At 69.8% G+C, this 23,703-nt stretch carries 23 protein-coding genes, 1 rRNA gene and 1 pseudogene; 6 read left to right on the forward strand and 19 right to left on the reverse strand.

Annotated features, from left to right (window positions below; all coding sequences use genetic code 11):
• Positions 1-341: 341 nt before the first annotated feature.
• The 11 genes from der to steA all read right to left on the reverse strand — a co-directional run bounded on the left by der (position 342) and on the right by steA (position 12,496).
• Positions 342-1,757 (reverse strand): ribosome biogenesis GTPase Der, encoded by a 1,416-nt coding sequence (der, locus tag AB0H50_RS33880; protein WP_357460904.1) that lies wholly within the window; start codon positions 1,755-1,757, stop codon positions 342-344.
• Entirely contained in the window at positions 1,754-2,425 is a 672-nt protein-coding gene (gene cmk, locus AB0H50_RS33885) for a (d)CMP kinase (RefSeq protein ID WP_357460958.1), read from the reverse strand. Before cmk ends, der begins: the two co-directional genes overlap by 4 nt.
• A 65-nt stretch (positions 2,426-2,490) precedes the next feature.
• On the reverse strand, positions 2,491-3,756 hold the full coding sequence (locus tag AB0H50_RS33890; protein WP_357460907.1) for a pseudouridine synthase: 1,266 nt from the start codon (positions 3,754-3,756) through the stop codon (positions 2,491-2,493).
• Between the two features lie 8 nt (positions 3,757-3,764).
• Positions 3,765-4,409, reverse strand: coding sequence for an SMC-Scp complex subunit ScpB (scpB, locus tag AB0H50_RS33895; RefSeq protein ID WP_357460960.1), 645 nt, complete (start codon positions 4,407-4,409; stop codon positions 3,765-3,767).
• A gap of 224 nt (positions 4,410-4,633) precedes the next feature.
• Entirely contained in the window at positions 4,634-5,521 is an 888-nt protein-coding gene (locus AB0H50_RS33900) for a segregation/condensation protein A (protein ID WP_357460963.1), read from the reverse strand.
• 32 nt (positions 5,522-5,553) lie between these two features.
• Entirely contained in the window at positions 5,554-6,498 is a 945-nt protein-coding gene (locus AB0H50_RS33905) for a ParA family protein (protein ID WP_357460966.1), read from the reverse strand.
• Positions 6,499-6,808: 310 nt separating this feature from the next.
• Positions 6,809-7,762: a site-specific tyrosine recombinase XerD gene (gene xerD, locus AB0H50_RS33910; RefSeq protein WP_357460910.1), complete on the reverse strand. Its 954-nt coding sequence runs from the start codon at positions 7,760-7,762 to the stop codon at positions 6,809-6,811.
• 12 nt (positions 7,763-7,774) lie between these two features.
• On the reverse strand, positions 7,775-8,434 hold the full coding sequence (locus AB0H50_RS33915; protein ID WP_357460913.1) for an NUDIX hydrolase: 660 nt from the start codon (positions 8,432-8,434) through the stop codon (positions 7,775-7,777).
• Positions 8,434-10,155, reverse strand: coding sequence for a CTP synthase (locus tag AB0H50_RS33920; RefSeq protein ID WP_357460916.1), 1,722 nt, complete (start codon positions 10,153-10,155; stop codon positions 8,434-8,436). Before AB0H50_RS33920 ends, AB0H50_RS33915 begins: the two co-directional genes overlap by 1 nt.
• Positions 10,156-10,323: 168 nt before the next feature.
• Complete coding sequence (locus tag AB0H50_RS33925) at positions 10,324-11,268, reverse strand: copper transporter (protein ID WP_357460918.1); 945 nt, start codon at positions 11,266-11,268, stop codon at positions 10,324-10,326.
• 13 nt (positions 11,269-11,281) lie between these two features.
• Positions 11,282-12,496, reverse strand: a complete 1,215-nt coding sequence (gene steA / locus AB0H50_RS33930) for a putative cytokinetic ring protein SteA (protein ID WP_357460921.1) — start codon at positions 12,494-12,496, stop codon at positions 11,282-11,284.
• Positions 12,497-12,567: 71 nt separating this feature from the next.
• Between steA and AB0H50_RS33935 the strand changes: the two genes are divergently transcribed.
• From AB0H50_RS33935 to AB0H50_RS33950, 4 genes are all read left to right on the forward strand, one after another.
• Positions 12,568-12,807 (forward strand): hypothetical protein, encoded by a 240-nt coding sequence (locus AB0H50_RS33935; protein ID WP_357460924.1) that lies wholly within the window; start codon positions 12,568-12,570, stop codon positions 12,805-12,807.
• Positions 12,808-12,866: 59 nt separating this feature from the next.
• Complete coding sequence (locus AB0H50_RS33940; RefSeq protein ID WP_357460926.1) at positions 12,867-13,673, forward strand: LLM class flavin-dependent oxidoreductase; 807 nt, start codon at positions 12,867-12,869, stop codon at positions 13,671-13,673.
• Positions 13,674-13,777: 104 nt separating this feature from the next.
• Positions 13,778-14,806 (forward strand): adenosine deaminase, encoded by a 1,029-nt coding sequence (add, locus tag AB0H50_RS33945; protein WP_357460929.1) that lies wholly within the window; start codon positions 13,778-13,780, stop codon positions 14,804-14,806.
• A 57-nt stretch (positions 14,807-14,863) separates the two neighbouring features.
• Positions 14,864-15,088: a LapA family protein gene (locus AB0H50_RS33950; protein ID WP_357460931.1), complete on the forward strand. Its 225-nt coding sequence runs from the start codon at positions 14,864-14,866 to the stop codon at positions 15,086-15,088.
• 60 nt (positions 15,089-15,148) lie between these two features.
• On the opposite strand, the gene AB0H50_RS33955 is transcribed toward AB0H50_RS33950, so the two are convergent.
• On the reverse strand, positions 15,149-15,484 hold the full coding sequence (locus AB0H50_RS33955; protein WP_357460934.1) for a hypothetical protein: 336 nt from the start codon (positions 15,482-15,484) through the stop codon (positions 15,149-15,151).
• Between the two features lie 169 nt (positions 15,485-15,653).
• On the opposite strand from AB0H50_RS33955, the gene AB0H50_RS33960 reads away from it, so the two are divergent.
• Positions 15,654-16,076 carry an SRPBCC family protein gene (locus AB0H50_RS33960; protein ID WP_357460937.1) on the forward strand — a complete coding sequence of 141 codons (423 nt, stop codon included), beginning with the start codon at positions 15,654-15,656 and terminating at the stop codon, positions 16,074-16,076.
• Positions 16,077-16,383: 307 nt separating this feature from the next.
• Here the strand turns inward: AB0H50_RS33960 and recN are convergent, their stop codons facing one another.
• From recN to AB0H50_RS33990, 6 genes and pseudogenes are all read right to left on the reverse strand, one after another.
• Positions 16,384-18,153, reverse strand: coding sequence for a DNA repair protein RecN (recN, locus tag AB0H50_RS33965; protein ID WP_357460940.1), 1,770 nt, complete (start codon positions 18,151-18,153; stop codon positions 16,384-16,386).
• Entirely contained in the window at positions 18,131-19,123 is a 993-nt protein-coding gene (locus tag AB0H50_RS33970; RefSeq protein WP_357460943.1) for an NAD kinase, read from the reverse strand. The genes recN and AB0H50_RS33970 overlap by 23 nt, the downstream gene beginning before the upstream one ends.
• On the reverse strand, positions 19,120-19,941 hold the full coding sequence (locus tag AB0H50_RS33975; protein WP_357460946.1) for a TlyA family RNA methyltransferase: 822 nt from the start codon (positions 19,939-19,941) through the stop codon (positions 19,120-19,122). The genes AB0H50_RS33970 and AB0H50_RS33975 overlap by 4 nt, the downstream gene beginning before the upstream one ends.
• A 1-nt stretch (position 19,942) precedes the next feature.
• Positions 19,943-20,251, reverse strand: a complete 309-nt coding sequence (locus AB0H50_RS33980; RefSeq protein ID WP_357460948.1) for a hypothetical protein — start codon at positions 20,249-20,251, stop codon at positions 19,943-19,945.
• A 13-nt stretch (positions 20,252-20,264) separates the two neighbouring features.
• A complete protein-coding gene (locus AB0H50_RS33985; RefSeq protein WP_357460951.1) occupies positions 20,265-21,155 on the reverse strand; it encodes an HAD-IIA family hydrolase in 891 nt (296 codons plus the stop codon).
• 496 nt (positions 21,156-21,651) lie between these two features.
• Positions 21,652-22,503, reverse strand: a pseudogene (locus AB0H50_RS33990) (hypothetical protein); the annotation flags it as partial.
• A gap of 513 nt (positions 22,504-23,016) precedes the next feature.
• Between AB0H50_RS33990 and AB0H50_RS33995 the strand changes: the two are divergent.
• The gene (locus AB0H50_RS33995) at positions 23,017-23,349 is read left to right on the forward strand and encodes a hypothetical protein (protein WP_357460969.1); all 333 of its coding nucleotides are present in this window, start codon (positions 23,017-23,019) and stop codon (positions 23,347-23,349) included.
• 263 nt (positions 23,350-23,612) lie between these two features.
• On the opposite strand, the gene rrf is transcribed toward AB0H50_RS33995, so the two are convergent.
• A 5S ribosomal RNA gene (rrf, locus tag AB0H50_RS34000) occupies positions 23,613-23,703 on the reverse strand; the annotation flags it as partial.

Genomic DNA, 23,703 nt, shown 5'->3' on the forward strand with positions numbered 1-23,703 from the left:
GTCTGTGCCGGGGGTACCGCCGCACGGGCAAGCGCTACACGACGGCGTAGGTGATCCGGGTCCGCCTGAGCGACACAGCCGGGTTCGGCGAGCGTCGCCGTGTCGGCGGCAGGGGCGGGCGGTTGGCGGCGCCGCGGCGGGTCGAGAAGACCAGCCGTCGTCCCCACGCAATAGGTGCCGGAAGCGGCGGCCCGCCGGGTGGTACCGCACCGGGTCGATGATCGGTTGAACGACCAGCCCGCCGTACCGAACGGCGAACTTCGCGGTGCCAGAAGCTGCCCGCACGAATGCCACGGGCCCCGGGTGGACGATGTCCTCCCGGGGCCCGCGACAGCTCCGAACTACTTCTTCCGTTCCCGCTTCTCGCGCACCCGCACCGAGATGCGCACCGGCGATCCGTCGAATCCGAATTCCTCGCGCAGGCGGCGTTCCAGGAACCGGCGGTAGCCGGCCTCCAGGAATCCGGTGGTGAACAGCACGAAGGTGGGCGGACGCGTGGAGGCCTGCGTCGCGAAGAGGATGCGGGGCAGGCGGCCGCCGCGCATCGGCGGCGGCGTCGCCGCGACGACTTCCTTGAGCCAGGTGTTGAGGCGGCCCGTGGCAATGCGCTTGTCCCAGGATTCCAGCGCGATCTCCATGGCGGGCACCAGCTTCTGCACGGCGCGGCCGGTGTGGGCGGAGATGTTGACGCGCTGAGCCCACGGCACCCGGACCAGTTCGCGATCGACCTCCTTCTCCAGCTGGAGGCGGCGGTCCTCGTCGACCAGGTCCCACTTGTTGAAGGCCAGCACCAGCGCCCGGCCGGAGTCGGCGACCAGGCTGATCACCCGCAGGTCCTGCTCGGTGATCGGCTGCGAGGCGTCGATCAGCATGATCGACACCTCGGAGGCCTCCAGTGCCGACTTGGTGCGCAGCGACGCGTAGAACTCGGTGCCGCTGGCGTTGGAGACCTTGCGGCGCAGGCCCGCGGTGTCGACGAATTTCCAGATCTTGCCGCCCAAGTCGACGAGCGAGTCGACCGGATCGACGGTCGTGCCCGCGACATCGTGCACCACCGAGCGCTCCTCGTCGGAGAGCTTGTTGAGCAGGCTGGACTTGCCGACATTGGGCTTGCCGACCAGCGCGACGCGGCGCGGTCCTGCGCCGCCGGTGCCCTCGCGCGGGGTTTCCGGCAGCACGTCGAGCACGTCATCGAGCAGGTCGCCGGTGCCGCGGCCGTGCGCGGCGGAGACCATCCGCGGCTCGCCGAGCCCGAGCGACCACAGCGAAGCCGCCTCGGCCTCGACGCGCTGGTCGTCGACCTTGTTGGCGACCAGGATGACCGGGATCTTCGACCGGCGCAGCTTCTTGACCGCGGCCTCGTCGGTGGCGGTCGCCCCGACGGTCGCGTCGACCACGAGCAGGATCGCGTCCGCGGTCGCCATGGCCACCTCGGCCTGACGGGCCACATGCTGCTGCAAGCCCTTGGCGTCGGGCTCCCAGCCGCCGGTGTCCTGCACCAGGAATCGCCTGCCTGCCCAGCTCGCCTCGTAGGAGATGCGGTCGCGAGTGACGCCGGGGATGTCCTCGACGACAGCCTCGCGGCGGCCGAGGATCCGGTTCACCAGGGTGGACTTGCCGACGTTCGGGCGGCCGACCACCGCGAGCGTCGGCATGACGAGGTGTTCCTCGCCCTCCTGCTCACCTACGAGATCGGCGATCTCCCAGTCGGTTTCGTCGCTCCATACACCGTCGCCTGCCAGTACGTCTTCGGTCACCGATCCCCTCCGATAGTCGAAATCTGCTGCGCGACAACGCGATACAGCTCGTCGATAACCTCGTCCATGCTCAGCTCGCTGGTGTCGACCAGCACCGCGTCCTCGGCGGGACGCAGCGGGGACACCTTGCGGGTGGAGTCGAGGTTGTCGCGACGCTGCACGTCGGCGAGCACGGCCGCGTAGTCGTCGCCGCGGCCTTCCCGGATGTTCTGCTGGTTGCGCCGTTCGGCGCGCGCCTCCGCGGAGGCGGTCAAGTAGATCTTGGCGTCCGCGTCGGGCAGCACCACGGTACCGATGTCGCGGCCCTCGACGACGATGCGCTGAGCCGTCGCGGTGATCTCGCGCTGCAACGCGACGAGCAACTCGCGCACCTCGGCCACCGCCGACACGGCCGAGACCGCCTTGGTGACCGCGTCGCCGCGGATCTCGGCGGACACGTCCTCGCCGTCGAGCTCGATCACCTCGTGGCTGGGATCGGTGCCGACGGTCAGCGGCAGCTCCTTGACCGCGGCGCCGATCGCCGCGCTGTCGGTGAGCTCGATGCCCGTCCGCAGCACCCGCAGCGTGGCGACGCGGTACATGGCGCCGGTGTCGAGATAGCGGGCGCCGAGCCGGGTGGCGAGGCGCCGGGAGACGCTGGACTTACCGGTGCCAGAAGGCCCGTCCATGGCGACCACCAGCGGAGCCTGGCCCGCCACCGGGCCGGGAATCTCGACCGGAATCTCCACACCGTTCACAACGACACCGCCTCGTAGAGTTTGCCGATTTCATCGCGACCGAGCACACGCAGGGTGCCCGGCCGTTGATCGCCCAGCGCCACCGGGCCGATATGGGTGCGCACCAGCCGGGTCACCGGATGGCCGACCGCTTCGAGCAGGCGGCGCACGATGTGCTTGCGCCCCTCGTGCAACACCACTTTCACCAGCGAGCGTCCCTCGCCGAGCTCGAGTACCTGGAAGCGGTCCACCTTGGCGGGGCCGTCCTCCAGCTCGACGCCGTCGCGCAGCCGCTTGCCGATGATCTTGTTGTTGACCTCGCCGTTGACGGTCGCCAGGTAGGTCTTGGACACCTCGAACGACGGGTGCATCAGCCGATGCGCGAGATCGCCGTCGTTGGTGAGCAGCAGCAGCCCTTCGGTGTCGGCGTCCAGTCGTCCGACGTGGAACAGCCGCTGCCCGGCCGCGATGCGCTCGGCGACGATGTCACCGACGCAGGGCCTGCCCAGGTCGTCGGACATGGTGGACTGCCAGCCCTTGGGCTTGTTGAGCGCGACGTGCACCAGCTCGTCGCGAACCACGACGCGGGTTCCGTCGACGCGAACCACGGCCGTCTGCGGGTCGATGCGCAGGCCCTGCTCGCGCACGATCGCGCCGTTGACCTCGACTCGGCCCTGGTCGATCATCTCCTCGGCCGCGCGCCGCGAGGCGACACCGGCCTTCGCCAGCACCTTCTGCAGCCGCTCGCCCTCGCCCCACGGCAGCTTGGCCGGACCCTCGGTGTGCGCGGGCTCGACGTTCTGACGTCGCGCGGGTTTGGCGTTGCTCAGCAGCGGCTGCGCGGGGATCTGGCGCTGTGGCTTGGGGTTCTTCGACTTACGCGCGCCCGGGGCCTTGGTCGCACCCTGGCTCCACGAGGACCGCTGCGCCGGAGCGCCTTGCCCGGAGCCGCCGCGGCCGAAACCGCGCTGACCCGAACCGCCCTGGCTCGATCCCTGCTGCGTCGAGCCACGCTGGCCCGAACCGCGCTGACTCGAACCGTGCTGGCTCGAACCGTGCTGGCCCGCGCCGCGCTGGGCGGAACCGCCCTGGCTCGCACCTCCCGCGCCGCGCCGCGCGCCCCTGTCGTCCGACCCCCACGGCGTGGCGCCGCGCGCTGTTTCGCCGCGCTGGGCTGCTCTGGCGCCGCGGGCGCCGACGGCGCGACCCGTGCCGCCTCTGGCGGGCTGGGCGCTGTTCTTCTTACGATCCGGTGTGCCATCTCGGCGAGCGGGCGTATTCATCTGTCCTGTCAATCCTCGGTGCCGAGATCCAAATCGGCCTCGGCGGGTTTCCTCAGCCTGGTGTAACGGGGATCCGTTTCCAGGCTCTCGTTGATCTCATCGATCAGGTCGACGCCCGGGAGCAAGGGCGCCAGCGGTGGCAGATCGGACAGCGAGGCAAGCCCGATCCGTTCCAAGAACAGTTCGGTCGTGCAGTACTGCGTGCCGTTCGTCTCCGGGTCGACCCCGGCCTCGGCGATCAGCCCGCGGGCGAGCAGCGTGCGCATCACACCGTCGACGTTCACGCCGCGGACCGCGCTCACTCTGGTCCTGGTCACCGGTTGGCGGTAGGCCACCACCGCCAATGTCTCCAACGCCGCCCTCGTCAATTTGGTCCGAGCGCCGTCGAGCAGTACGCGCTCCACATACGGTGCGTACTCGCTGCGAGTATAGAAGCGCCACCCGTCACCGACGAAACGCAGATCGATGCCGCTGCCGCGCGCGGTCAGCTCGGCCGACATCGCGCGCAGCGCCGCCGCCACCCGTTCCGTGGTGTCGTCCAGGGCCGCCGCCAGCTGTTCTACCGGGGCCGGAGCGTCCACGACGAGCAGCATCGCCTCCAGCGCGGAGCGGAATTCTGCGTCGTCGAGTGCCTCCGGCGTGAAGCCCGCCACCGCCTCCGGGCGAGCGGCCGCCGACGTGTTTTCCGCCACCTTCGCGTCCTCCGCACCGGTCGGCTCGGCTGGATCGGTGACGGTATCGGCCGCGACAGTGTCGGCTGCGGTCTCGGCCGCAGCGGCGTCGGTTGCAGCGGTGTCGGCCCCGGCGGTCTCCGCAACGGCGCCTTCAGCCCCGGCGGCCGCGGTGTCGTCGGCTCCGGTGTCGATGGTCGAGTCCGTCACCCGTAGTCCTCCTCGATCGTCACGGTCGGCGCAGGCGTTCCGTCCTCGGGCTCGCCGATCCAGCTGATCGCGAGCGGGCCGAGCGGATCGGGCTGGTCGAACTCGATGGTCTTACCCCGGTACAGCTCGAGCAGCGCGAGGAAGCGCGCCACGATCTGCACCGGCATCTCGCAGTCGGCGACCAGCTCGGCGAACGTCGTCCAGCCGCCCGCACCGCGCGCCTTCAGCCGTTCCAGTACCAGCGCAGCCTGCTCGGCGACCGAGATGGCGTGCGCGTGCAGGTGGTCCAGCCCGACCTTCGGCGTCGGGCGCGGACGGAACGCCGCGGCGGCGATATCGGCGAATCCGGCCGCGTCGACTCCCAGCGTAACCTCGGGCAGCAGACCGGCGAATCGCTCTTCGAGACCGACCGAACGCGGATAGCGCCGCAGCGCGACCGCCTCCAGCTCGCCGAACAGCTCGGCGACCTGCTTGAACGCGCGATATTGGAGCAGGCGGGCGAACAACAGGTCGCGTGCCTCGAGCAGCTCGAGATCCTCCGTGTCGGTGACCTCACCCGAGGGCAGCAGCCGCGCGGCCTTCAAATCGAGCAGGGTCGCGGCGACGACCAGGAATTCGGTGGTCTGATCCAGGATCTTGTCCGCGCGCAGCCCGCTCTGTTCGTTCATGCTCGCGGTCATCGCCTTGGTGTAGGCGATGAACTCGTCGGTGACCTGATGCAGCGCCACCTCGGTGACATCCAGCTTGCGCGAGCTGATCAGGGTGAGCAGCAGGTCGAAGGGACCCTCGAAATTGCTGAGCTTGAGCCGGAATCCGGATCCGCCTTGCTCGGTGGTCTCGGTGTCGGCCTGCGCCGCGACAGCGTGCGGGCCGGTCCGGTCGATCGTCGTCTGTCGCGCTGGGTCGGATGCGCCGGTCACCGGCCGGACCGGTGGATGACTTCCCGTGCCATCGACCGATAGGCTTCGGCGCCACCGGATTTCGGCGCCCACGTGGTGATGGGTTCACCGGCGACACTCGCGTCCGGGAATCGAACGGTGCGCGAGATGGCGGTGTCGTAGACCAGCTCGCCGAACACCTCGACGACGCGCGCCATCACCTGGCGCGAATGTAGTAGGCGGGCATCGAACATGGTGACCACGATGCCGTACAGGCTCAGCCGCGGGTTCAGCCGGTCGCGCACCTTCTCCACGGTATCGTTGAGCAGCGCGAGCCCGCGCAGCGAGAAGTATTCGCACTCCATCGGAATGATGACGCCGTCGGAGCAGGCCAGCGCGTTGACCGTGAGCAGGCCGAGCGAGGGCTGGCAGTCGATGAGGATGTAGTCGTAGCGGTCGCGCACGGGTTCCAGTGCGCGACCGAGGGTCTGCTCCCTGCCGACTTCGTTGACCAGCTGGATCTCCGCGGCCGAGAGATCGATGTTGCTCGGCAGCAGGTCCATGTTCTCGACCTTGGTCCGCATCAGCACGTCATCGATGGAGGTGCGGCTGCCGACCAGCAGGTTGTGCACCGTGAGATCGAGATCGTGGTGGGCGACACCGAGTCCGGCCGACAGGGCGCCCTGCGGATCCAGGTCGACCAGCAGCACGCGGCGGCCGTATTCGGCCAGTGCCGCACCGAGATTGATGGTCGAGGTCGTCTTGCCGACCCCGCCCTTCTGGTTGCACATGGCCACGATGAGCGCCTCGCCGTGCCGTGCCACCGGCGGCGGGTCGGGCACCAGGCGCAACGGACGTCCCGTCGGGCCCAGTTCCGCATCTTCCGGAACGGGCTCGGCTCCGTCGCCCCACAGCGTTTCCGCCGCGCCATCCGAGTAACCATCCGACCGGGGCCCCGTAAGCGGCTGCGCCCCAGCACCCATCGGCGGCTCCGCCGCTCCGGCTGTCGTCACGATCCGCTGCTCCTTAGACGTTCCTGCCCGTTGCCTCGCCGAGCGTAGCGAGGCCGATCGGGCCCGACCTCGCTTTCGTACGGTCCAGCTCTCCGGTAGACGCTACCGCTTGACCGCGCGAGACCCGCGCTCGGACACGCGACACCCGCGTTGCTGTCGCGGTGCTTTCCCACCCCCGACTCGCCGCGGGTGTCACGAACGAGCTGCTGGAAACACTTCGCTGTCGGACGATACCCGCTGTCCGGGTCGGCGACGAGCGATCGCTGCCGACGGCCGTGACTCAGCGGGCACGCGGGTGCGCCGTCGCCCACACTTCGCGCAGGGTGTTGACGGTGACCAGCGTGTAGATCTGGGTGGTCGTCACCGAGGCGTGGCCGAGTAGTTCCTGCACGACACGCACATCGGCCCCGCCGTCGAGCAGATGTGTCGCGAAGGAGTGCCGCAGCGTGTGCGGCGAGACGGCGGCGCCGATGCCCGCGCGTTCGGCGGCGTCCTGCAAGACCTGCCAGGCGCTCTGCCGCGACAGCCGTCCGCCGCGCGCGTTGAGGAACAGCGCGCCCGCGGCGTTCTTGCCCGCGGCGGCCAGCGCCGGTCGCCCGCGCACCAAATAGGCGTCCACCGCGGCGAGCGCGGGCCGGCCGATGGGCACCATACGTTGTTTGCCACCCTTGCCGCGCAGGACGACTGCGCGGTCATCGGCGTCGAGATCATCGACGTCGAGACCGACCATCTCGGAGATTCGCGCGCCCGTGGAATAGAGCAGTTCCAGCAGGGCACGGTCGCGCAGTCCGCGCGGGCCGCCGCCGACCGCGGCGGTCGCGTCCTGTTCCTCGCCCGCGCCGCCGCCCGCCGCCTCCAGCAGGCGCAGCACCTTGTCGTAGGGCAGCGCCTTGGGCAGCCGACGACCCGGCGCGGGCGGCTTCACGGCATGTGCGACATCGGTTCTGGTGAGTCCCTCGGCCGCCGCGAAGCGGTGCAGTCCGCGCACCGCGATCAACGCGCGCGCCACCGAGCTCGCGGCCAGCGGCGGATGCTGTTCGCCGCCCGCGCGCAGCGCGACGGTGAAATCGGCGACATCGGATTCGGCGACCCGATCCAATTCGGTGACGCCGCGGCCGATCAGGAAATCGCGGTAGCGATCCAGATCGCGGCGATAGGCGCCGAGGGTGTTGCGCGCGGCTCCGCGCTCGACCGCGAGATGGTCGAGGTAGGAGTCGATTTCGCGGGCAAGCACCCCCGCATCCTGTCAGGTTTCCTGTGCCGTCGCCGCTTTACGCCGCAGCAGTGCGGTGGGTTGCCCCGGCCACGGCGCATCGGCGGGTCGTAGCGGCGCGTCGCCCGACCGTGCCGCGACGACGGCCAGCACGCCGGCCACCGCGGTGGCGTTGGTGATCTCGCCGGCCAGCGCGGCGCGCACCGCCTCGGTGACCGGCATGCGAACCAGCTCCAGGTCGGCCTCTTCGAATTCCGGATCCGGACGCTCGGTGTCGTACAGCCCGCTGGCCAGGTAGACCCGCAGCGCCTCGTCGGTGAAACCCGGCGAGAGCGCCACGTCGACGAGCACCGCCCAATCCCGCGCGGCCAGCCCGGTCTCCTCGGCCAGCTCCCGCTTGGCCGCGGCGAGCGGATCCTCGCCGGGAATGTCGAGCAGGCCCGCGGGCAGCTCGAGCAGACGGGTGCCGAGCGGATGCCGGTACTGCCGAATCAGCACGACGTTGTCGTCGTCATCGATCGCGGCCACCGCGACCGCGGCGTGATGCTCGACGACCTCGCGTTCGACCACCTTGCCGCCCGGCATCGCGACCTGATCCTGGCGCAGCGCCAGGATCGCGCCGGTGTACAGCGTCTTGCTCGCGACGGTCTCGAAGTCGTGACGGCCCGGCGCGTCTCCCCCTGCGTTGCTCATTACGACCCCTGGTCCGCGCTCGCCAGTTCCTCGCCGGGGATGTCCACCGGAAGCCGTTCGGCCAGCTTGTATTTCAGCGCCGCCGCGATGAGCGCCGCGAACAGCGGATGCGGGCGGGTCGGGCGGCTCTTGAGCTCGGGGTGCGCCTGGGTCGCGACGAAGAACGGGTGCACGTCGGCGGGCAGCTCGACGAACTCGACCAGGTGCCCGTCGGGCGAGACGCCGCTGAACTTCAGACCGCTGGAGGCGACCTTGTCGCGGTAGGCGTTGTTCACCTCGTAGCGGTGCCGGTGCCGCTCGGACACCTGCTCGGCGCCGTAGGCCTGCGCGACGACGGAGCCCTTCTGCAGGATGGCCGGGTACGCGCCAAGGCGCATCGTGCCGCCGAGATCGGCCTCGCCCGCCACGGCCTGCTCCTGGTCGGCCATGGTGGAGATGACCGGGTGCGGGGTGTCGGGTTCGAACTCGGCCGAGTTGGCCTCGGTCAAGCCCACCGAGCGGGCCGCCTCGATCACCACGCACTGCAGCCCGAGGCACAGGCCGAGCAGCGGGATCTTCCTGGTCTTGGCGAAACGGATGGCGCCGACCTTGCCCTCGATGCCGCGGATGCCGAAGCCGCCGGGGATCAGCACCGCGTCCACGTCGCGCAGCGCGGCCACCGCGCCGGACTCGGTCTCGCACTCGTCGGAGGGCACCCAGCGGATCTTCACCTTGGCGCGCGAGGCGAACCCGCCCGCGCGCAGCGCCTCGGTGACCGACAGGTACGCGTCCGGCAGGTCGACGTACTTGCCGACCAACGCGACCTCGACCTCCTCGCGCGGCGAATGCACGCGGTCCAGCAGATCGCCCCACACGGTCCAGTCCACGTCGCGGAACGGCAGGCCGAGCCTGCGCACCACATAGGCGTCCAGGCCCTCGCGGTGCAGCACCTTCGGGATGTCGTAGATGGAGGGCGCGTCGGGTGTGGAAATGCACGCGTCCACCTCGACGTCGCACATGAGCGCGATCTTGCTCTTGAGCGCCTGCGGCACCTCGCGGTCGCAGCGCAGGATCAGCGCGTCGGGCTGGATACCGATGTTGCGCAGCGCGGCCACCGAGTGCTGGGTCGGCTTGGTCTTCAGCTCGCCCGAGGGCGCCAGGTACGGCACCAGCGAGACGTGCAGGAAGAAGACGTTGTCCCGGCCGACGTCGTGGCGGATCTGCCGGGCGGCCTCCAGGAACGGCTGCGACTCGATGTCGCCGACGGTGCCGCCGATCTCGGTGATCACCACGTCCGGGGTCTGGCCTTGTAGATCGGGGCCGCTCATCGCGAGGATGCGGCTCTTGATCTCGTCGGTGATGTGCGGGATCACCTGGACCGTGTCGCCGAGGTACTCGCCGCGGCGCTCCTTGGCGATCACCGACGAATAGATTTGCCCCGTGGTCACATTCGCGTCCCGGGATAGGTCCCGGTCGAGGAAGCGCTCGTAGTGGCCGACGTCGAGATCGGTCTCGGCGCCGTCCTCCGTCACGAACACCTCTCCGTGCTGGAACGGATTCATGGTGCCCGGATCGACGTTGAGATAAGGGTCGAGTTTCTGCATGGTGACGCGCAGACCGCGCGCCGTCAGCAGCTGACCGAGGCTGGAAGCGGTAAGGCCTTTACCCAATGAGGAGGCGACACCACCGCTGACGAAGATGTGCTTGGTAGCGGTTCGCGCCTGAATCCGTGTTTGACCCACGGGTCTTCACGGTAACACGTCCGCACCCGCTGAAACGAACGCCACGCACGTTTGCTGATCGATCGCCGGGAGCCGGTCAGAGCGCCGGGCCGCGGACTGTGAGCGGGATCGCTCGGCGGCCGCCGCAGGTGTACGCGGTTCGCCGCGCCGAGCGGGCGGCCGCCACGCTCAGCCCGGCAGCGCGGCCAGGGTGAGCGAGGTCGCCTTCGCGCCGGTGCCGTATCGGCCTGCACCGCCGTTGAGCTGTTCGGTGAGGCCGAGGACGGCGGTGACCCTGCCGATCTGCCGGTCCAGGTTGTCGACGGTGGTCAGAGCGGTGGCCAGGGCCGCGTCGGAGCGGACGGAAGCGATCGGTCCCGCACCCTCGGCCGCGCCGGAACGACCTGCGAGCACGACGCCCGCGCCGCGGCCGCGCAGCCCGCCCGCGAATCGGGCCAGGTTCGAACCCTGGCTGTGCTCAGCGGCTTTCGCACCCTCTCCGGTCACCACCACCGCGAGCTGCGCGGGTTGCACCGGGGTGTCGCCGTAGGCAAGGAAGCCGCCGCCGCGCAGGGTCTCCAGCACCAGGCCGAGCTCCTGCGGGGTGCTGCGCGGTTGCGCGTTGGCCGGGTCGAGCAGCAGCACGATGCCGAGCAGGTCGCCCGCCATGCTGCCCTGGTCGACGCCGCCGGTGCGCAGCTGCGCGCCCGCCGGGATGACATTGGTGATCGCGGTGCGCAGCCGGTCCCCTTCGGTCGCGTCGGTGAAGGCGTCGGTGAGCGCGATCCGGCCGACCACCGGTGCGCCCGCCGTCGCCAGGCCCTTCGACACCGCCTCCACGTCGGCGGCGTCCGCGTCCGGCGTGGTGAAGACCACCACCGATCGACCGTCGAGTGCGCCGCCGAGGATGCGGTTCGCCGAGCCGGCGATGAACCGGTCGGCGGCGTCGAACTCACCCGTGGAGCGGCGGTGCTGTTCGCCGAGGGCGTCGACTTGCTCACGCAGGTCGTTCTTGTCCGCGCGCAGAGCCGAGAGCAGGTCGGCGGCGAGCGTCTGCGAGCCGAGCACCACGCCGAGCGCGAGCGCCAGGAAAATGGCCACCAGGGAAACGGCGTGCTGGCGTAGGGAAATCATGATGACCCCCGGGTCATTTCTCGCGAGCTTCGATCAGGTCCTTGGACCAGACCGCGAAGCGGTTCCAGGTATCCGCGGCCCAGTCGAGCATCTCGGTGCCGGAGTGGGAGGCCAGCAGCACCACGATGACCGCGATCAGCGCGGCGAGCACCACCAGCGCGATCGCCACGCCCGACACCCGGTTGCGGTACAGGGTGGCGACCGCCTTGGCGTCCATCAGCTTGGTGCCAAGCTTGAGCCGGGTGAGGAAGGTGGCGGGATTGCTGTCGCGGCGGCCGCGGTCGAAGAAGTCGTCCAGCGAGGCGGCGGCGCCCGCGGTCACGATCAGCGCGGCGCCGTGGTGGTGGGCCAGCAGCAGCGCGAGATCGGACGGCGCACCGGAGGACGGGAAGGTGGTCGCGCCGATGCCCAGGTCCTGGATTCGTTCCAAGCCCTTGGCGTGGCCGTCGGTGTCGGCGGGCAGGATGACCTCGGCGCCGCACTTCATGGTCGCGGAGGTGATCTCCTCTGGATCGCCGACGATGAGGTCGGGCCGGTAGCCCTGTTTCCGCAGGGTGTCCGCGCCGCGGCCGACACCGACCATGATCGGCGCGTACTCCTTGATGAACGGCTTGAGCCGCTTGAGATCGTCGACGTGATCGGGACCGTCGGCCACCACGACGACATGTCTGCGCTTCATGTCGAGTTCCAGCTCGGGTACTCCGATGCCGTCGATGAGCAGCGCGCTCTCGGTGCGGACGAACTCGATGGTGTTGCCCGCGAAGGCCTCCAGGTGGTCGGCGAGGCCGTTGCGCGCGTCGATCATCCGCTCCGCGACGGCGGCCTCGGTGAGCTCGATGCCCTCGACCAGGACCTCGGGTTCCTTCTTGGTCAGCTTGTCCGCGTAGACGACGCCCTCGGCGATCCGGACCTTGGTGCCGTCCTTGATCTTGGTGAAGGCGTCGGAACTGACGGTGTCCAGCAGCAGAATGCCGTTGGCCACCAACACTTCCGGACCAAGATTCGGATAGCGCCCCGAGATCGAGGGCGAGGTGTTGATCACCGCGACCACACCCGCCTCGACCAGCCGGTCCGCGGTGATCCGGTCCAGGTCCATCTCGTCGAGCACGACGACATCACCGGGACCGACCCGCCGCAGCAGGCGCCGGGTGTTGCGATCCACCCGGGCCATCCCGGCGAGACCGGGCAGCGTTTCGGTGTTCTTCGACAACAACGCCAGCATCCTCATGCGCCCGATGATGGGCGCAAAGTCTCGACCATTGGTGGAGGCGCGCCGAACCACCAGTCACATTCGTCACAGTGATACAAGCCAGTCCCATTTTCGAACCGACCGGCCTGTTGTCTTCGCGCGGACACGTGGAACTCATCGGCCACGTGATGCTCGGATTCATCGAGACACTGGACAGGCTGGTGCTCTCCGACCTGGAACGCTTTCCACCCGAGCCGCTGCGCGCCACGGTTCGCGCCCTTGGGCGCACCCTGCCAGGAGCAGACACGAAGCCGTTGTCGGGCAAGGGTTCTCGTGCTGAGCGTCGGTGACATGAGAACGAGCTTCCGTGACATTGGCCGCGGGCAGGCGCACTCGTAGCGTCACGAATATGACACTGCATCTCGGCGCCATCCTGCCCACCTCCTCCCCTGACCCCGCACACCCCATCCTCGGTGACGTCCGCGCGGCCGCCCGATTCGCCGAGCAGGCGGGGCTCGAATCCGTCTGGTCCACCGACCATTTGGTGGCCAGCGCACCGATCCTGGACAGCACGGTGACGCTCGCGACCGCCGCCGCGGTGACCGATCGCCTCCGCATCGGCTACGGCGTGCTGCTGCTGGCCCTGCGCCCGGCTGCCTGGGCCGCCAAGCAGATCGGCGCGTTGCAGTACGTATCGGGGAACCGCCTGCTGCTCGGAGTCGGCACCGGCAATCCGGCCCACGGCGACATCGGCTGGCGAGCGGCGGGAGCCTCCTTCCCCGAACGCGGCGCACGCACCGACGAGGCGCTGCGGGTACTCCCCGACCTCGTCGCGGGCAAACCGGCGACGCTCGCCGACGGCGTAGCAGTCACCCTCTCCCCCGGCGCGACCATGCCGCCGGTCCTGGTGGCGGGCGACGGTCCGAGGGCACGGCGCCGCGCCGCCGAATTCGCCGACGGCTGGATCACGATCGGCGCGAGCCCCGCCGACGTGGCCGCATCGGCACGCGAATTGTCCACCCTGGCCCAGACATTCGGCCGCAACGCACCGGCGATCACCGTGGTCGCCCCGCCGCTGGCCGCCGCTCCCCGCCAGGCGGCCGACCAGCTGGCCGAATACGCAGCGTCCGGCGCCGAACGGGTGATCCTCGCGCCGTCGCCCGCGGGCTGGGAGGCGAGCTACGAGTTCGCCGCCGAACTCCAGCTGGCGCTGTGAACACCCGAACCTCGGAAATCCGCCCACCGCACCGGCTACCGTGGTCGTCGGCATGCGGCGTCCCCCGGGTGCGCCGCCCTCCGCGACGCACACGGTGGTGACCCATGACCGGCACGGTTCGTCCCGCTCTCGCCGAGTTCATCCGCGGCCTGCCCAAGGCCGAGCTGCACCTGCACCTCGAGGGCACCCTGGAACCGGAGTTGAAGTTCCGGCTGGCCGAACGCAACGGCATCCGGCTGCCGGAGCGCACGGTCGACGAGGTCCGCCAGACCTACCGCTTCCACGACCTGACCTCGTTCCTCCAGGTCTACTACCCCGCCATGGAGGTGCTCCAGCAGCCGCGTGACTTTCACGATCTGGCATTCGAATACCTGACCAGGGCGCACAACGACGGCATCAGGCACGTCGAGATGTTCTTCGATCCGCAGGCGCACACCGGACGCGGCGTCCCGTTCCAGTCGGTCATCAGCGGATACCGCTCCGCGATCGTGCAGGCCCGCCGCGAGCTCGGCATCTCCGCCGAGCTGATCCTGTGCTTCCTGCGTGACCACTCGGCGGAATACGCGATGGCTACCCTGATGGAGGCGCTGCCCTACCGCGACTGGATCATCGGCGTCGGACTCGATTCCGACGAACGCGGTAACCCGCCCCGCAAGTTCGCCGCGGTATTCGAACGGGCGCGCCGGGAAGGTTTCCTGCTCACCATGCACTGCGACATCGACCAGTCCGATTCCAGGGAGCACATTCGCCAGGCGCTCGAGGAGATCGGCGTCGACAGGCTCGATCACGGAACCAATATCGTGGAGGACGACAGGCTGGTGGAATTCGTGCGCGCCAAGGGCATCGGGCTCACCTGCTGTCCGGTCTCGAATTCCTTCGTCACCGCCCAGATGAAGTCCGACGAGATCGTCGGGCTACTCGGCCGCGGCCTGCTCGTCACGCTCAACAGCGACGATCCCGCCTACTTCGGCGCCTACGCCGCGGACAACTACCTGGCGCTACACGAAAAGGCAGGCCTGGACGTCGACCAGCTCGTGCGCCTGGCCCGCAACTCCTTCCGCGCGTCCTGGCTGACCCCGGCGCGCGTGGACGGCTACCTGCGCGAGATCGACGCTTACGTCGCCAATGGCTGAGTTGCTGCGCCGAGCGTGTCATCGCGGCAGGTACCGCGCCTCGGCTACATTCGATCGGTGGCCACCGAATCCCGTTCTTTTCTGGCGCGGGTGTCACCCACGCAGTGGGTCGCGCTACTCCTGACCGTGCTCGCCGTGCTGTTCGTCTTCGACAACCGCGGCAACGTGACGGTCGAATTCCTGCTGATCAGCGTGCAGTCACCGATGTGGCTGATCCTGCTCGTCATGTTCGTCCTCGGCTGGATCACCGGGGTGCTGATGATGCGCAAGCGCCGACACTGACCCCGATCACCCGCTGGGTTCGAGCACGATCTTTACCCGCCGATCCGCCGGACGGTTCGGTCAGTCCTCGTCGTCGAGCGAGGTCACGCCCGTGACGACGGTGATCGCGAACGTTTGGTTGTTCAGGCATCCCGCGGTCACCGTGCTGCCTGCGGCGAAGCCACCGCGGCTCTCCCCGGCGCGCGCCATGTCGAAGCGGCTACCCGCCTGCTCCGCCGAGCCGAACAGCACACAGGTCCACTGCTCCCCGGTCGGGTTGCTGCCGACCGCGATGCTGCCTTCCTCGGTGGTGTCGGCGGTGAGCGTCGGCGCCGCCGCGGTGAGGCCGCCACCGAGCACGACCGCCGACGCGGCGGCCGCGGTGATGAATACCAAACGAACACCCGTTCGGAACATCGTCGTCCTCCTGTTTCGACTGTCGGTTTTCCCGCAGTAGCCCATCAGCGCGCTCCGAAACCGGTTCCGGCGCATCCGCCGCGCCCGGTGACCGCGCCGACACAGCGCGCCGCGACGTGACGTGGTACCTATACACTGCCGTCACAGACAGCTCGAAGAGGAGACACGCATGGCCACCAGCACCGTCGACGTCGTCATCGCCGCCCCGCGCGATGCCGTCTACAAGTTCTTCACCGAGCGGGACGGCATCAATGCCCACCTGCCATTAGTGCAGTTCACCCTGAAGAAGCCGGGTTCCCCGACGCCCGAGGGTGTTGGCGCGCAGTACGTAGTGGGGCGCGGCGGCGTCGGCATCGTCGAAGAGACCACCAAGCTGGTGCCCGGCGAACGGATGGAATACAAGATCGTCAAGGGCGCGCCGGTGAAGCGGCACGTCGGCATCGTGACCTTCAGCGACGCCGACGGCGGCACGCTGGTGTCCTACACGATGGAGTCGGAGCCGAGCCTGCCGGTGCCCGCCAAGGCGGTGGAAGCAGGCCTGCGGGTGCTGATCAACCAGTTCATCAAGGGCACGCAGAAGGCGTTCAGCTGATCACTCCGGCCGCGCTGGGTTCTCGCCAGCCGCGCTGAGCTCCCAGCGGCCGCGCTGAGTTCCCGCCAACCGCGCTGAGTTCCCCGCAGCCGAGCTGAGTTCCCGGCAGCCGAGCTGAGTTCCCGGCAGCCGAGCTGAGTTCCCGGCAGCCGAGCTGAGTTCCCGGCAGCCGAGCTGGGTTCTCGCCGAGCTGGGGGTCTCGCCAACAATTCTGAGCCCACCCGGCGGCGGCTCGCCCGAGAATGCCTGTGCGAAAGGCCCTCGCCCCGAAGTGCTTCGGGACGAGGGCCTTTCGCGTTTCAAGAGCTCAGGCGGTGGCGCGTTCGGCGCGGGCGGTCTCGAGCAGTTCCTCCGCGTGCGCGCGACCGGTCTCGGTGTCGTCCAGACCGGCGAGCATGCGGGCCAGCTCGATGACGCGCTCGTCCTTGGTGAGCGCGCGGACGCCGCTGTTGACCTTGCCCTTGCCGTCATCGGACTTGTCCACCACCAGGTGTGTGTCGGCGAAAGCCGCAACCTGGGGCAGGTGGGTCACCACGATGACCTGATGGGTGCGCGCCAACCGTGCCAGCCTGCGGCCGATCTCCACCGCGGCCCGGCCGCCGACTCCGGCGTCGACCTCGTCGAACACCATCGTCGCGCCGTGATCGGAACTGGCGAGGACCACCTCGAGCGCGAGCATCACACGGGAGAGCTCGCCGCCGGAGGCGCTCTTGCTCAACGGCAGCGACTGCGCGCCCGAATGCGCGGAGAGCCGGAACTCGACCTCGTCCACGCCGGACGCGCCCGCGTGCAGGTCGACGCCGTCGACGGTCAGCGGCGCGGAATCCTGCGCGCCCGCGGGCACCGGACGCACCTCGACCTCCAGCCGGGCCTTCCCCATCGCCAGACCGCCGAGCTCCGCGCTGACCGCCGCGGCCAGCTTGCCCGCCGCCTTGCTGCGCGCCGCGGTGAGCTTGCGGGCCGCCGTGCGCACCCGTTCGGCGGCGATATCCACCTCTGCGGCCAGCTTGGTGAGCGCCTCGTCGGAGACGTCCAGCGAATCCAGCCTGGTCCGCGCCTCGTCGGCCCAGGCGATTACGCCGTCGATGTCGGGTGCGTACTTGCGGGTCAGGCTCTTGAGCTCGGCCTGCCTGGTCAGCAGCGAGTCCAGCGCGCCGGGATCCGACGGCAGGTCGGAGAGATAGCCGCTCAGTTCGGTGGTGAGATCGACGACCACCGCGATGGCCTCGCCGAGCCGGGGCGCGAGCGCGGACAGGGCAGGATCGTCGGCGGATTCCAGCCGCGAACGCGCCGCGCCGAGCAATTCCAATGCGCCGGAACCGTCCTCGGGCGCGTCGGACGGTCCGGCGAGCGCGTCGTGCGCGGTCGCGGCGGCCTCGCGCAGCGAGTCCAGGTCGCTGAGCCTGCGCACTTCGTCGATGATCCGCGCGTCCTCGCCGGGTTCCGGTGCGATGGCGTCGATCTCGGTGAGCGAGTACTTCAGTCGATCGGCCTCCAACGCCAATTCCCTGCTGCGAGCGGTGCGTTCGAGCAGCTCGGTACGGGCGTCCAGCCAGGAACGGCGATGCACCTGATACTTGCGCAGCAGCGGGCCGACCGTCTCGGCCGCGAACTGGTCCAGCGCGTTCAGCTGCTGTTCCGGACGCTGCAAACGCAGCTGGTCGTTCTGGCCGTGCACGGTCAGCAGCGGCGCGGTGAAATCGGCCAGCACCGAGGCGGGCACGCCGCGGCCGCCGAGATGCGCGCGGGAACGTCCGTCGCTGCTCACCGTGCGGATCGCGATGACGCTGCCGTCGTCGTCGGCCTCGGCCGCCGCCGACTCCAGCACCCGACCGACCTCGGTGCGGGCTGCCTCGTTCACGTCGTCGACGGTGAAGCGGCCCTCCACCACCGCACGCGCCGCGCCGAGCCGCACCCGGCCCGCGTCGGCGCGCGCACCGCTCAGCAGGTGCAGGCTGGTCACCACCATGGTCTTGCCCGCGCCGGTCTCACCGGTCAGGACGGTGAGACCCTCGTGGAACTGCGCGGTGGCCGCGGAAATGACGCCGAGGCTGTCAATCCTGATCTCTGTCAGCACGTGTGCTCTCCGTTCGCCGTCGGCCTCGCCAGCCGGTCACAGGCAACTGGAACTTGCGCACCATCCGGTCCGCGAACGGCGCGGAGTCCAACCGCACCCAGCGCACCGGATGGGCACCGCGGACCGCCTCCACCCGGCCGCCCTTGGGCAACGCCATGGTGCGCCTGCCGTCCAGGAAAACTATCGCATCGTGGCCCGTGGCAACGGATTCCACCGCGATCCTGGACTCCGGGCTGGTCACCAGCGGCCGAGCGAACAGGGCGTGTGCGTTGCTCGGGATCACCAGCAGCGCCTCCAGTTCCGGCCACACCACCGGCCCGCCCGCCGAGAAGGCGTAGGCCGTGGAACCGGTCGGCGTGGAGAGCAGGATGCCGTCGCAGCCGAACGACGAGACAGGGCGCCCGTCGACCTCGAGCACCACTTCCAACACGCCCATGCGCGAGGCGTTCTCGATGCTGGCCTCGTTCAACGCCCAGCCGGTGTCCACCACCTCGTCGTCCACCCGGACCGAGAGGTCGATCGTCATCCGGTGCTCGATGCGGTAGTCACCGCGCACCACCTGGCCCAGCGCCTCGTCCAAGTGCTCGGCCTCGGCCTCGGTGAGAAAACCGATGCGGCCCAGATTGATTCCCAGTACCGGCACCGACGCCGGACGCGCCAGTTCGGCGGCGCGCAGGAACGTGCCGTCGCCGCCGAGCACCAGCACCATCTCGCACCCGACCGCGGCCTCCGGCCCGTGCTCGACTACCTGCACCGGATATCCGCCGGGCGCCGCGCAGGCCATCGTGTCCTGGCCTGCCTCGACATCGAATCGGGTGCTGTCGGCCTCGTCATCGAGAACCCGCAGCCCGATTCCCGCCTCGGTGAAGATCTTCGCCACCCGGTGGGCGGTCTCGATGATCTCCGCCCGGCCTGGATGCGAGACAAGCAGGATCTCCCGGCCGCCGGATTCCGGCGTCACCGCGTTCACTGTGGACCCTCCTCAACCGCACGCTCGACGAGCGCGGCGACCTGTTGCGCGTCGTATTCGAACTGCCCGTCCTTGCGCAGCCACAGAAAGTATTCGACATTGCCCGACGGACCGGGCAGGGGGCTGGCCACCACGCCGAGGGTGCGCAGCCCGTGCTCGGCGGCCACCGCGGCAACGGTGCGCACCGCCTCCGCGCGCAGCGCGGGATCGCGCACCACACCGCCGGAACCGACCCGCTCCTTACCGACCTCGAACTGTGGTTTCACCATGGGCAGCAGGTCGGCGCCGTCCGCGGCGCAGGCGGCCAGCGCGGGCAGTACGAGCCCGAGGGAGATGAACGACAGATCGCCGACCACGATTTCGACCGTGCCGTCGATGAGTTCGGGCGTCAGGTTGCGGACGTTGGTGCGGTCGTGGACGCGCACGCGCTCGTCGTTCTGTAACCGCCAGATCAGCTGGCCGTATCCGACGTCGACGGCCACGACTTCCCGCGCGCCGCGGTTGAGCAGCACGTCGGTGAACCCGCCGGTCGACGCGCCCGCGTCCAGGCAGCGCTTGCCTGCGACACGCACGCCCGCTGGCTCGAATCGCTCCAGCGCGCCGAGGAGTTTGTGCGCACCGCGCGAGGCCCACTGCACCTCGTCGGGTTCCTCCCGCACCAGCAGCGGGGTGCCCGCTTCCACCGCGGTCGCCGGTTTCGTGGCGACCGATCCAGCAATCAGGACCCGACCCGCGCCGATCAGCTCGACCGCGTGCTCCCGCGATCGCGCCAACCCGCGGCGAACGAGTTCGGCGTCCACTCGCGCGCGCCTGGCCACCTCAGATCTTGTCCACCGTAGCCAGGGCCTGGACCAGCACGTCGTGTGCCTGCTCCAGGATGCGCGCGCGCCGGGTGATGTCGGCGCCGGATTCGGCGGTGTCCGCGCCCGCACCGAAGGCGGCGCCGCGGGCGTCGAGCTCGGCCAGCAGGCTGTCGATCTCGGTGCGAATCCGGTCCGGATCGGCGGGCTCCGGGCGACCCTGCGCGCCCGGCAGATGCTTGCCTGGCAGCGGGATGCCGGGGCGGGGCGCGTGCGATCCGGGACCGGGCATACCGGGTCCCTGCGGGCGGGGCATCGGAGTAGTCATCGTGCTGCCAACGCTATCGGATTTCCGAATCGGACGCGCGGACCGTCACCGCTCGACCGGGGTTCCTCCGCAGCCGCTCGGACAGGTCGTCGGTCGACTCGTCCTCGACCGGAGGGTGGTTCAGCGCGTCCAGGGAATCCGCGACATAGGTGGGGATGCGCGTCTCGGGTGCGGTGCGCAGTTCATCCAGGGTGCTCACGCCGGTCAGCACCAGCAGCGAGTGGAGGCCGACGCGCTGCGCGCCCTCGATGTCGGTGTCCAAGCGGTCGCCGACCACCAGCGCGCTGCGGGTCTCTGCGCGGACCAGCGCATCCTCCAGCAGCGGCGCGTACGGCTTGCCCGCGACGATCGGCTCCCGGTCCGACGCGGCGCGCAATGCCGCGACCATCGCGCCGTTGCCCGGCGCGAGACCGCGCTCGTTCGGCAGCGTCTTGTCGGTGTTGGCGGCCACCCACAGCGCGTCGGCACGCAGCGCGTACGCTGCCTCGGCCAGATCCGGCCAGGCCGTCTGCGGCGAATGTCCTTGCACCACGGCGGCGGGCACGGTCCCGTCGAACCGGCGGACGGCGCGCAGGCCGACCGCGTCGACTTCCGCAACGAGATCGTCGGTGCCGACGACCAGCACCTCGGCGCCGGGCCGCAGGCGTTCGGCCAGCAGCCGCGCGGCCGCCTGAGCGCTGGTCACCACGTCGGCGGTGGTCGCAGGGAAGCCCAGCTCCACCAGATGCTCGGCGACTACATCCGGTCCGCGGCTCGCGTTGTTGGTGACGTACACGAGCCGCTGCTCCGACTCGCCCGCGCCCGCCAACGCTTCCGGCGCACCCTCGATCACCGCGGGACCGCGGTACAACGTGCCGTCCAGGTCCAGCAGCAGGGCTTCATAGCGATCTCGTAGCCGCTTCACACCACTCTCACTTCGTGTCACCACTCGGCGCGTGCCGAATTCCGTGCGCGCCCAATGCCGGTCGGCCCCGGAACCGCCGCCATGACCGATTCGCCACGCCCAGCCGCCGATCCGAGCCGCCTCGACAACACGCCGAGGCCTCGACCCTACGTCAGTGGGCCGACAGATACGGCATGGCGTTGCCGGCCCCACAGCTCGAGCCGGCCATCGGACAGCTCGATCGAGGACAGGTTCCGAGGGGCGAAACCCATTCCGCGACGGCGCTTCAGGAGCACTGGTCGGTGCGTGGTACGGGAGGCCTGTGCAACGCGATCGATCCACCGCGCCGAATCGACCGTTCCACCGGTCCATCGACAGGCATGCCCGCCTCCGCACACCCCCGGCAGGACGGGAACTCGATCGCGCCGCGACATGGTGATCCGGCGGCCGGTGCTGTTCGGCGGGACATCGTTCAGCGCTCGCTGGTCGATGTGCCCGGTCGGCGCTCGGCGGGAAACTACAGGTCGGTGTCGCCGGTCAGTTCTTCTGCGCGTTCTTCGGCGTCGGTCTCGCCGTCGAGATCGGCGGAGGCCGCGTTGAGGAACCAGGTGAGGCCCTCGTCGGTGCGGCCTGCCGCGACCAGGGCGTCGGCGTAGGCGTAGAACAGGCGGGCCGCTGCGGAACCGGTGCGCTGCGGATCGAGGTCGGAGGCTTGCAGAGTCACCACGGCCTGGTCGTACTGGCCAAGGTCCATTCGGGCGCCTGCTACCACGATGCGAAGCTCGGTGGCCTCGTCACCGCTGAGCGCACGGGCCTCCTCGCTACGGCCGAGTTCGATGGCACGCTCGGGGCGACCGAGACCGCGTTCGCAGTCGGCCATCACCGCGAGCAGACCGGAACCGCCGGACATGCGTCGTGCGGTGCGCAGCTCGGACAGCGCTTCCGCCCACTCGCCCGCGTGGTAGGCGACGACGCCCGCGGTCTCGCGCACCACGGCGATCCGGCCCGCGCGCTGTCTGGCCGCGCGCGCGTGCGCGAGAGCGAGACGCGGATCGTCCTCGACGAGGCGGACCGCCATCACCAGGTGGCGCGCCACTGTCTCGGCGTTGCCCTTGTCCAGGCTCAGCAGATCGCGGCGGATCGCGGTGTCCAGGTCAGACGCCTGCACGTCGTCCGGCAGATCCGGTTCTTCGGGGCGCGCGGGGCGTCGATCCAGGGATCGACCACCGGTGCGTGCTCCCTCACCACCGCGACGGCGGTCCTGCGGCCCACGGTCGTAGTCGCCCGACTCGCCGCGGCGCTTGAAGCCACCGCGATCGCCGCTGTCGCCACGATCGAAGCCGCGGTCCTCCGCATCGCGCCGTCCGCCGGAACCTTCGCCACGCCGATCGAAATCGGGGCGATCACCGGAACCACGACGCTGGAAACCACCGCGTTCACCGGAGTCGCGACGCTCGAATCCGCCACGCTCCCCGGAGTCGCCACGACTCGAAAAACCGCGCCGCTCACCGAAATCGCCGCCGCGATCACCCCGCGGCTTGAAACCTCTGTCATCGGAGTCGCGTCGGGGCTTGAAGCCACCGCGATCGCCGGAATCCCCGCGACGCTCGTAGCCACCGCGATCTCCCGAATCACCGCGACCGAAACCGCCACGGTCGCTGGAACCGCCTCGATGGAATCCACCGCGCTCTCCGGAGCCGCCACGGTTGAAACCGCCGCGCTCTCCGGAGCTGCCACGGTTGAATTCACCGCGTTCCCCGGAGCCGCCACGGTTGAAACCGCCGCGTTCCCCTGAACCACCACGACGGTCGAATCCGCCACGATCACCGGAACCGCCACGCGGCTTGAAGCCGCCGCGTTCCCCCGAGTCGCCGCGACGTTCGTGACCACCGCGCTCCCCGGAGTCGCCGCGGCGCTCGTAACCACCGCGCTCGCCCGAGTCGCCCCGGCGTTGGAAACCGCCACGCTCCGTGGAAGAGCCGCGCGAACCATAGCCGCCGCGCTCGCCGGAGCCCTCGCCGCGCTGGAAGCCACCGCGACGTTCGCCGCCGCGGTCGAATCCGCCGCGACCTTCCGAATCATGACGCCGGCCCGAACCGCCGCGATCCTCGCGGCGCTGAAAACCGCCGCGGCCGCCGGATTCACCGCGTTCGCCCGATCCACTCCTGCGGTCGAATCCGCCGCGCCCGGCGTTGCCCTCGCGGTCGCCGCGTGAGGAGCCACCCGTGCCGCGGGACGGCCGGTCAGAACCGGCGTCGCGCTGACCGGAGTCGGAAGCGCTACGTCGGAATGGCTTCCGACCGTCGTTGTGTTCGGACACGGTGATCCCTCTCTAGGTTCCGCTGAGGTTGTTCAGGGGCCCCACAAAATTGAATCACGTGCCGTCGGTGGGGCTCGGACGCGACGGCGCCAGGAGCGCGAAAGCGCCCCAAACGACGATAGGGGACCCAGAATTGGGTCCCCTATCATGAAAGGATGTTCCGGCGGTGTCCTACTCTCCCACACCCTGTCGAGTGCAGTACCATCGGCGCTGGTGGCCTTAGCTTCCGGGTTCGGAATGGGACCGGGC

Source organism: Nocardia sp. NPDC050793 (genome assembly GCF_040654065.1).
Taxonomy (GTDB): domain Bacteria; phylum Actinomycetota; class Actinomycetes; order Mycobacteriales; family Mycobacteriaceae; genus Nocardia.

What these genes read in the sequence shown, in the direction of transcription:
- cmk (WP_357460958.1), bottom strand. Translation starts at nt 2,425, where the DNA reads ATGGACGGGCCTTCTGGCACCGGTAAGTCCAGCGTCTCCCGGCGCCTC.
- AB0H50_RS33890 (WP_357460907.1), bottom strand. Translation starts at nt 3,756, where the DNA reads ATGAATACGCCCGCTCGCCGAGATGGCACACCGGATCGTAAGAAGAAC.
- AB0H50_RS33905 (WP_357460966.1), bottom strand. Translation starts at nt 6,498, where the DNA reads ATGGGTGCTGGGGCGCAGCCGCTTACGGGGCCCCGGTCGGATGGTTAC.
- AB0H50_RS33915 (WP_357460913.1), bottom strand. Translation starts at nt 8,434, where the DNA reads ATGAGCAACGCAGGGGGAGACGCGCCGGGCCGTCACGACTTCGAGACC.
- AB0H50_RS33925 (WP_357460918.1), bottom strand. Translation starts at nt 11,268, where the DNA reads ATGATTTCCCTACGCCAGCACGCCGTTTCCCTGGTGGCCATTTTCCTG.
- steA (WP_357460921.1), bottom strand. Translation starts at nt 12,496, where the DNA reads ATGAGGATGCTGGCGTTGTTGTCGAAGAACACCGAAACGCTGCCCGGT.
- AB0H50_RS33940 (WP_357460926.1), top strand. Translation starts at nt 12,867, where the DNA reads ATGACACTGCATCTCGGCGCCATCCTGCCCACCTCCTCCCCTGACCCC.
- add (WP_357460929.1), top strand. Translation starts at nt 13,778, where the DNA reads ATGACCGGCACGGTTCGTCCCGCTCTCGCCGAGTTCATCCGCGGCCTG.
- AB0H50_RS33955 (WP_357460934.1), bottom strand. Translation starts at nt 15,484, where the DNA reads ATGTTCCGAACGGGTGTTCGTTTGGTATTCATCACCGCGGCCGCCGCG.
- AB0H50_RS33960 (WP_357460937.1), top strand. Translation starts at nt 15,654, where the DNA reads ATGGCCACCAGCACCGTCGACGTCGTCATCGCCGCCCCGCGCGATGCC.
- AB0H50_RS33980 (WP_357460948.1), bottom strand. Translation starts at nt 20,251, where the DNA reads ATGACTACTCCGATGCCCCGCCCGCAGGGACCCGGTATGCCCGGTCCC.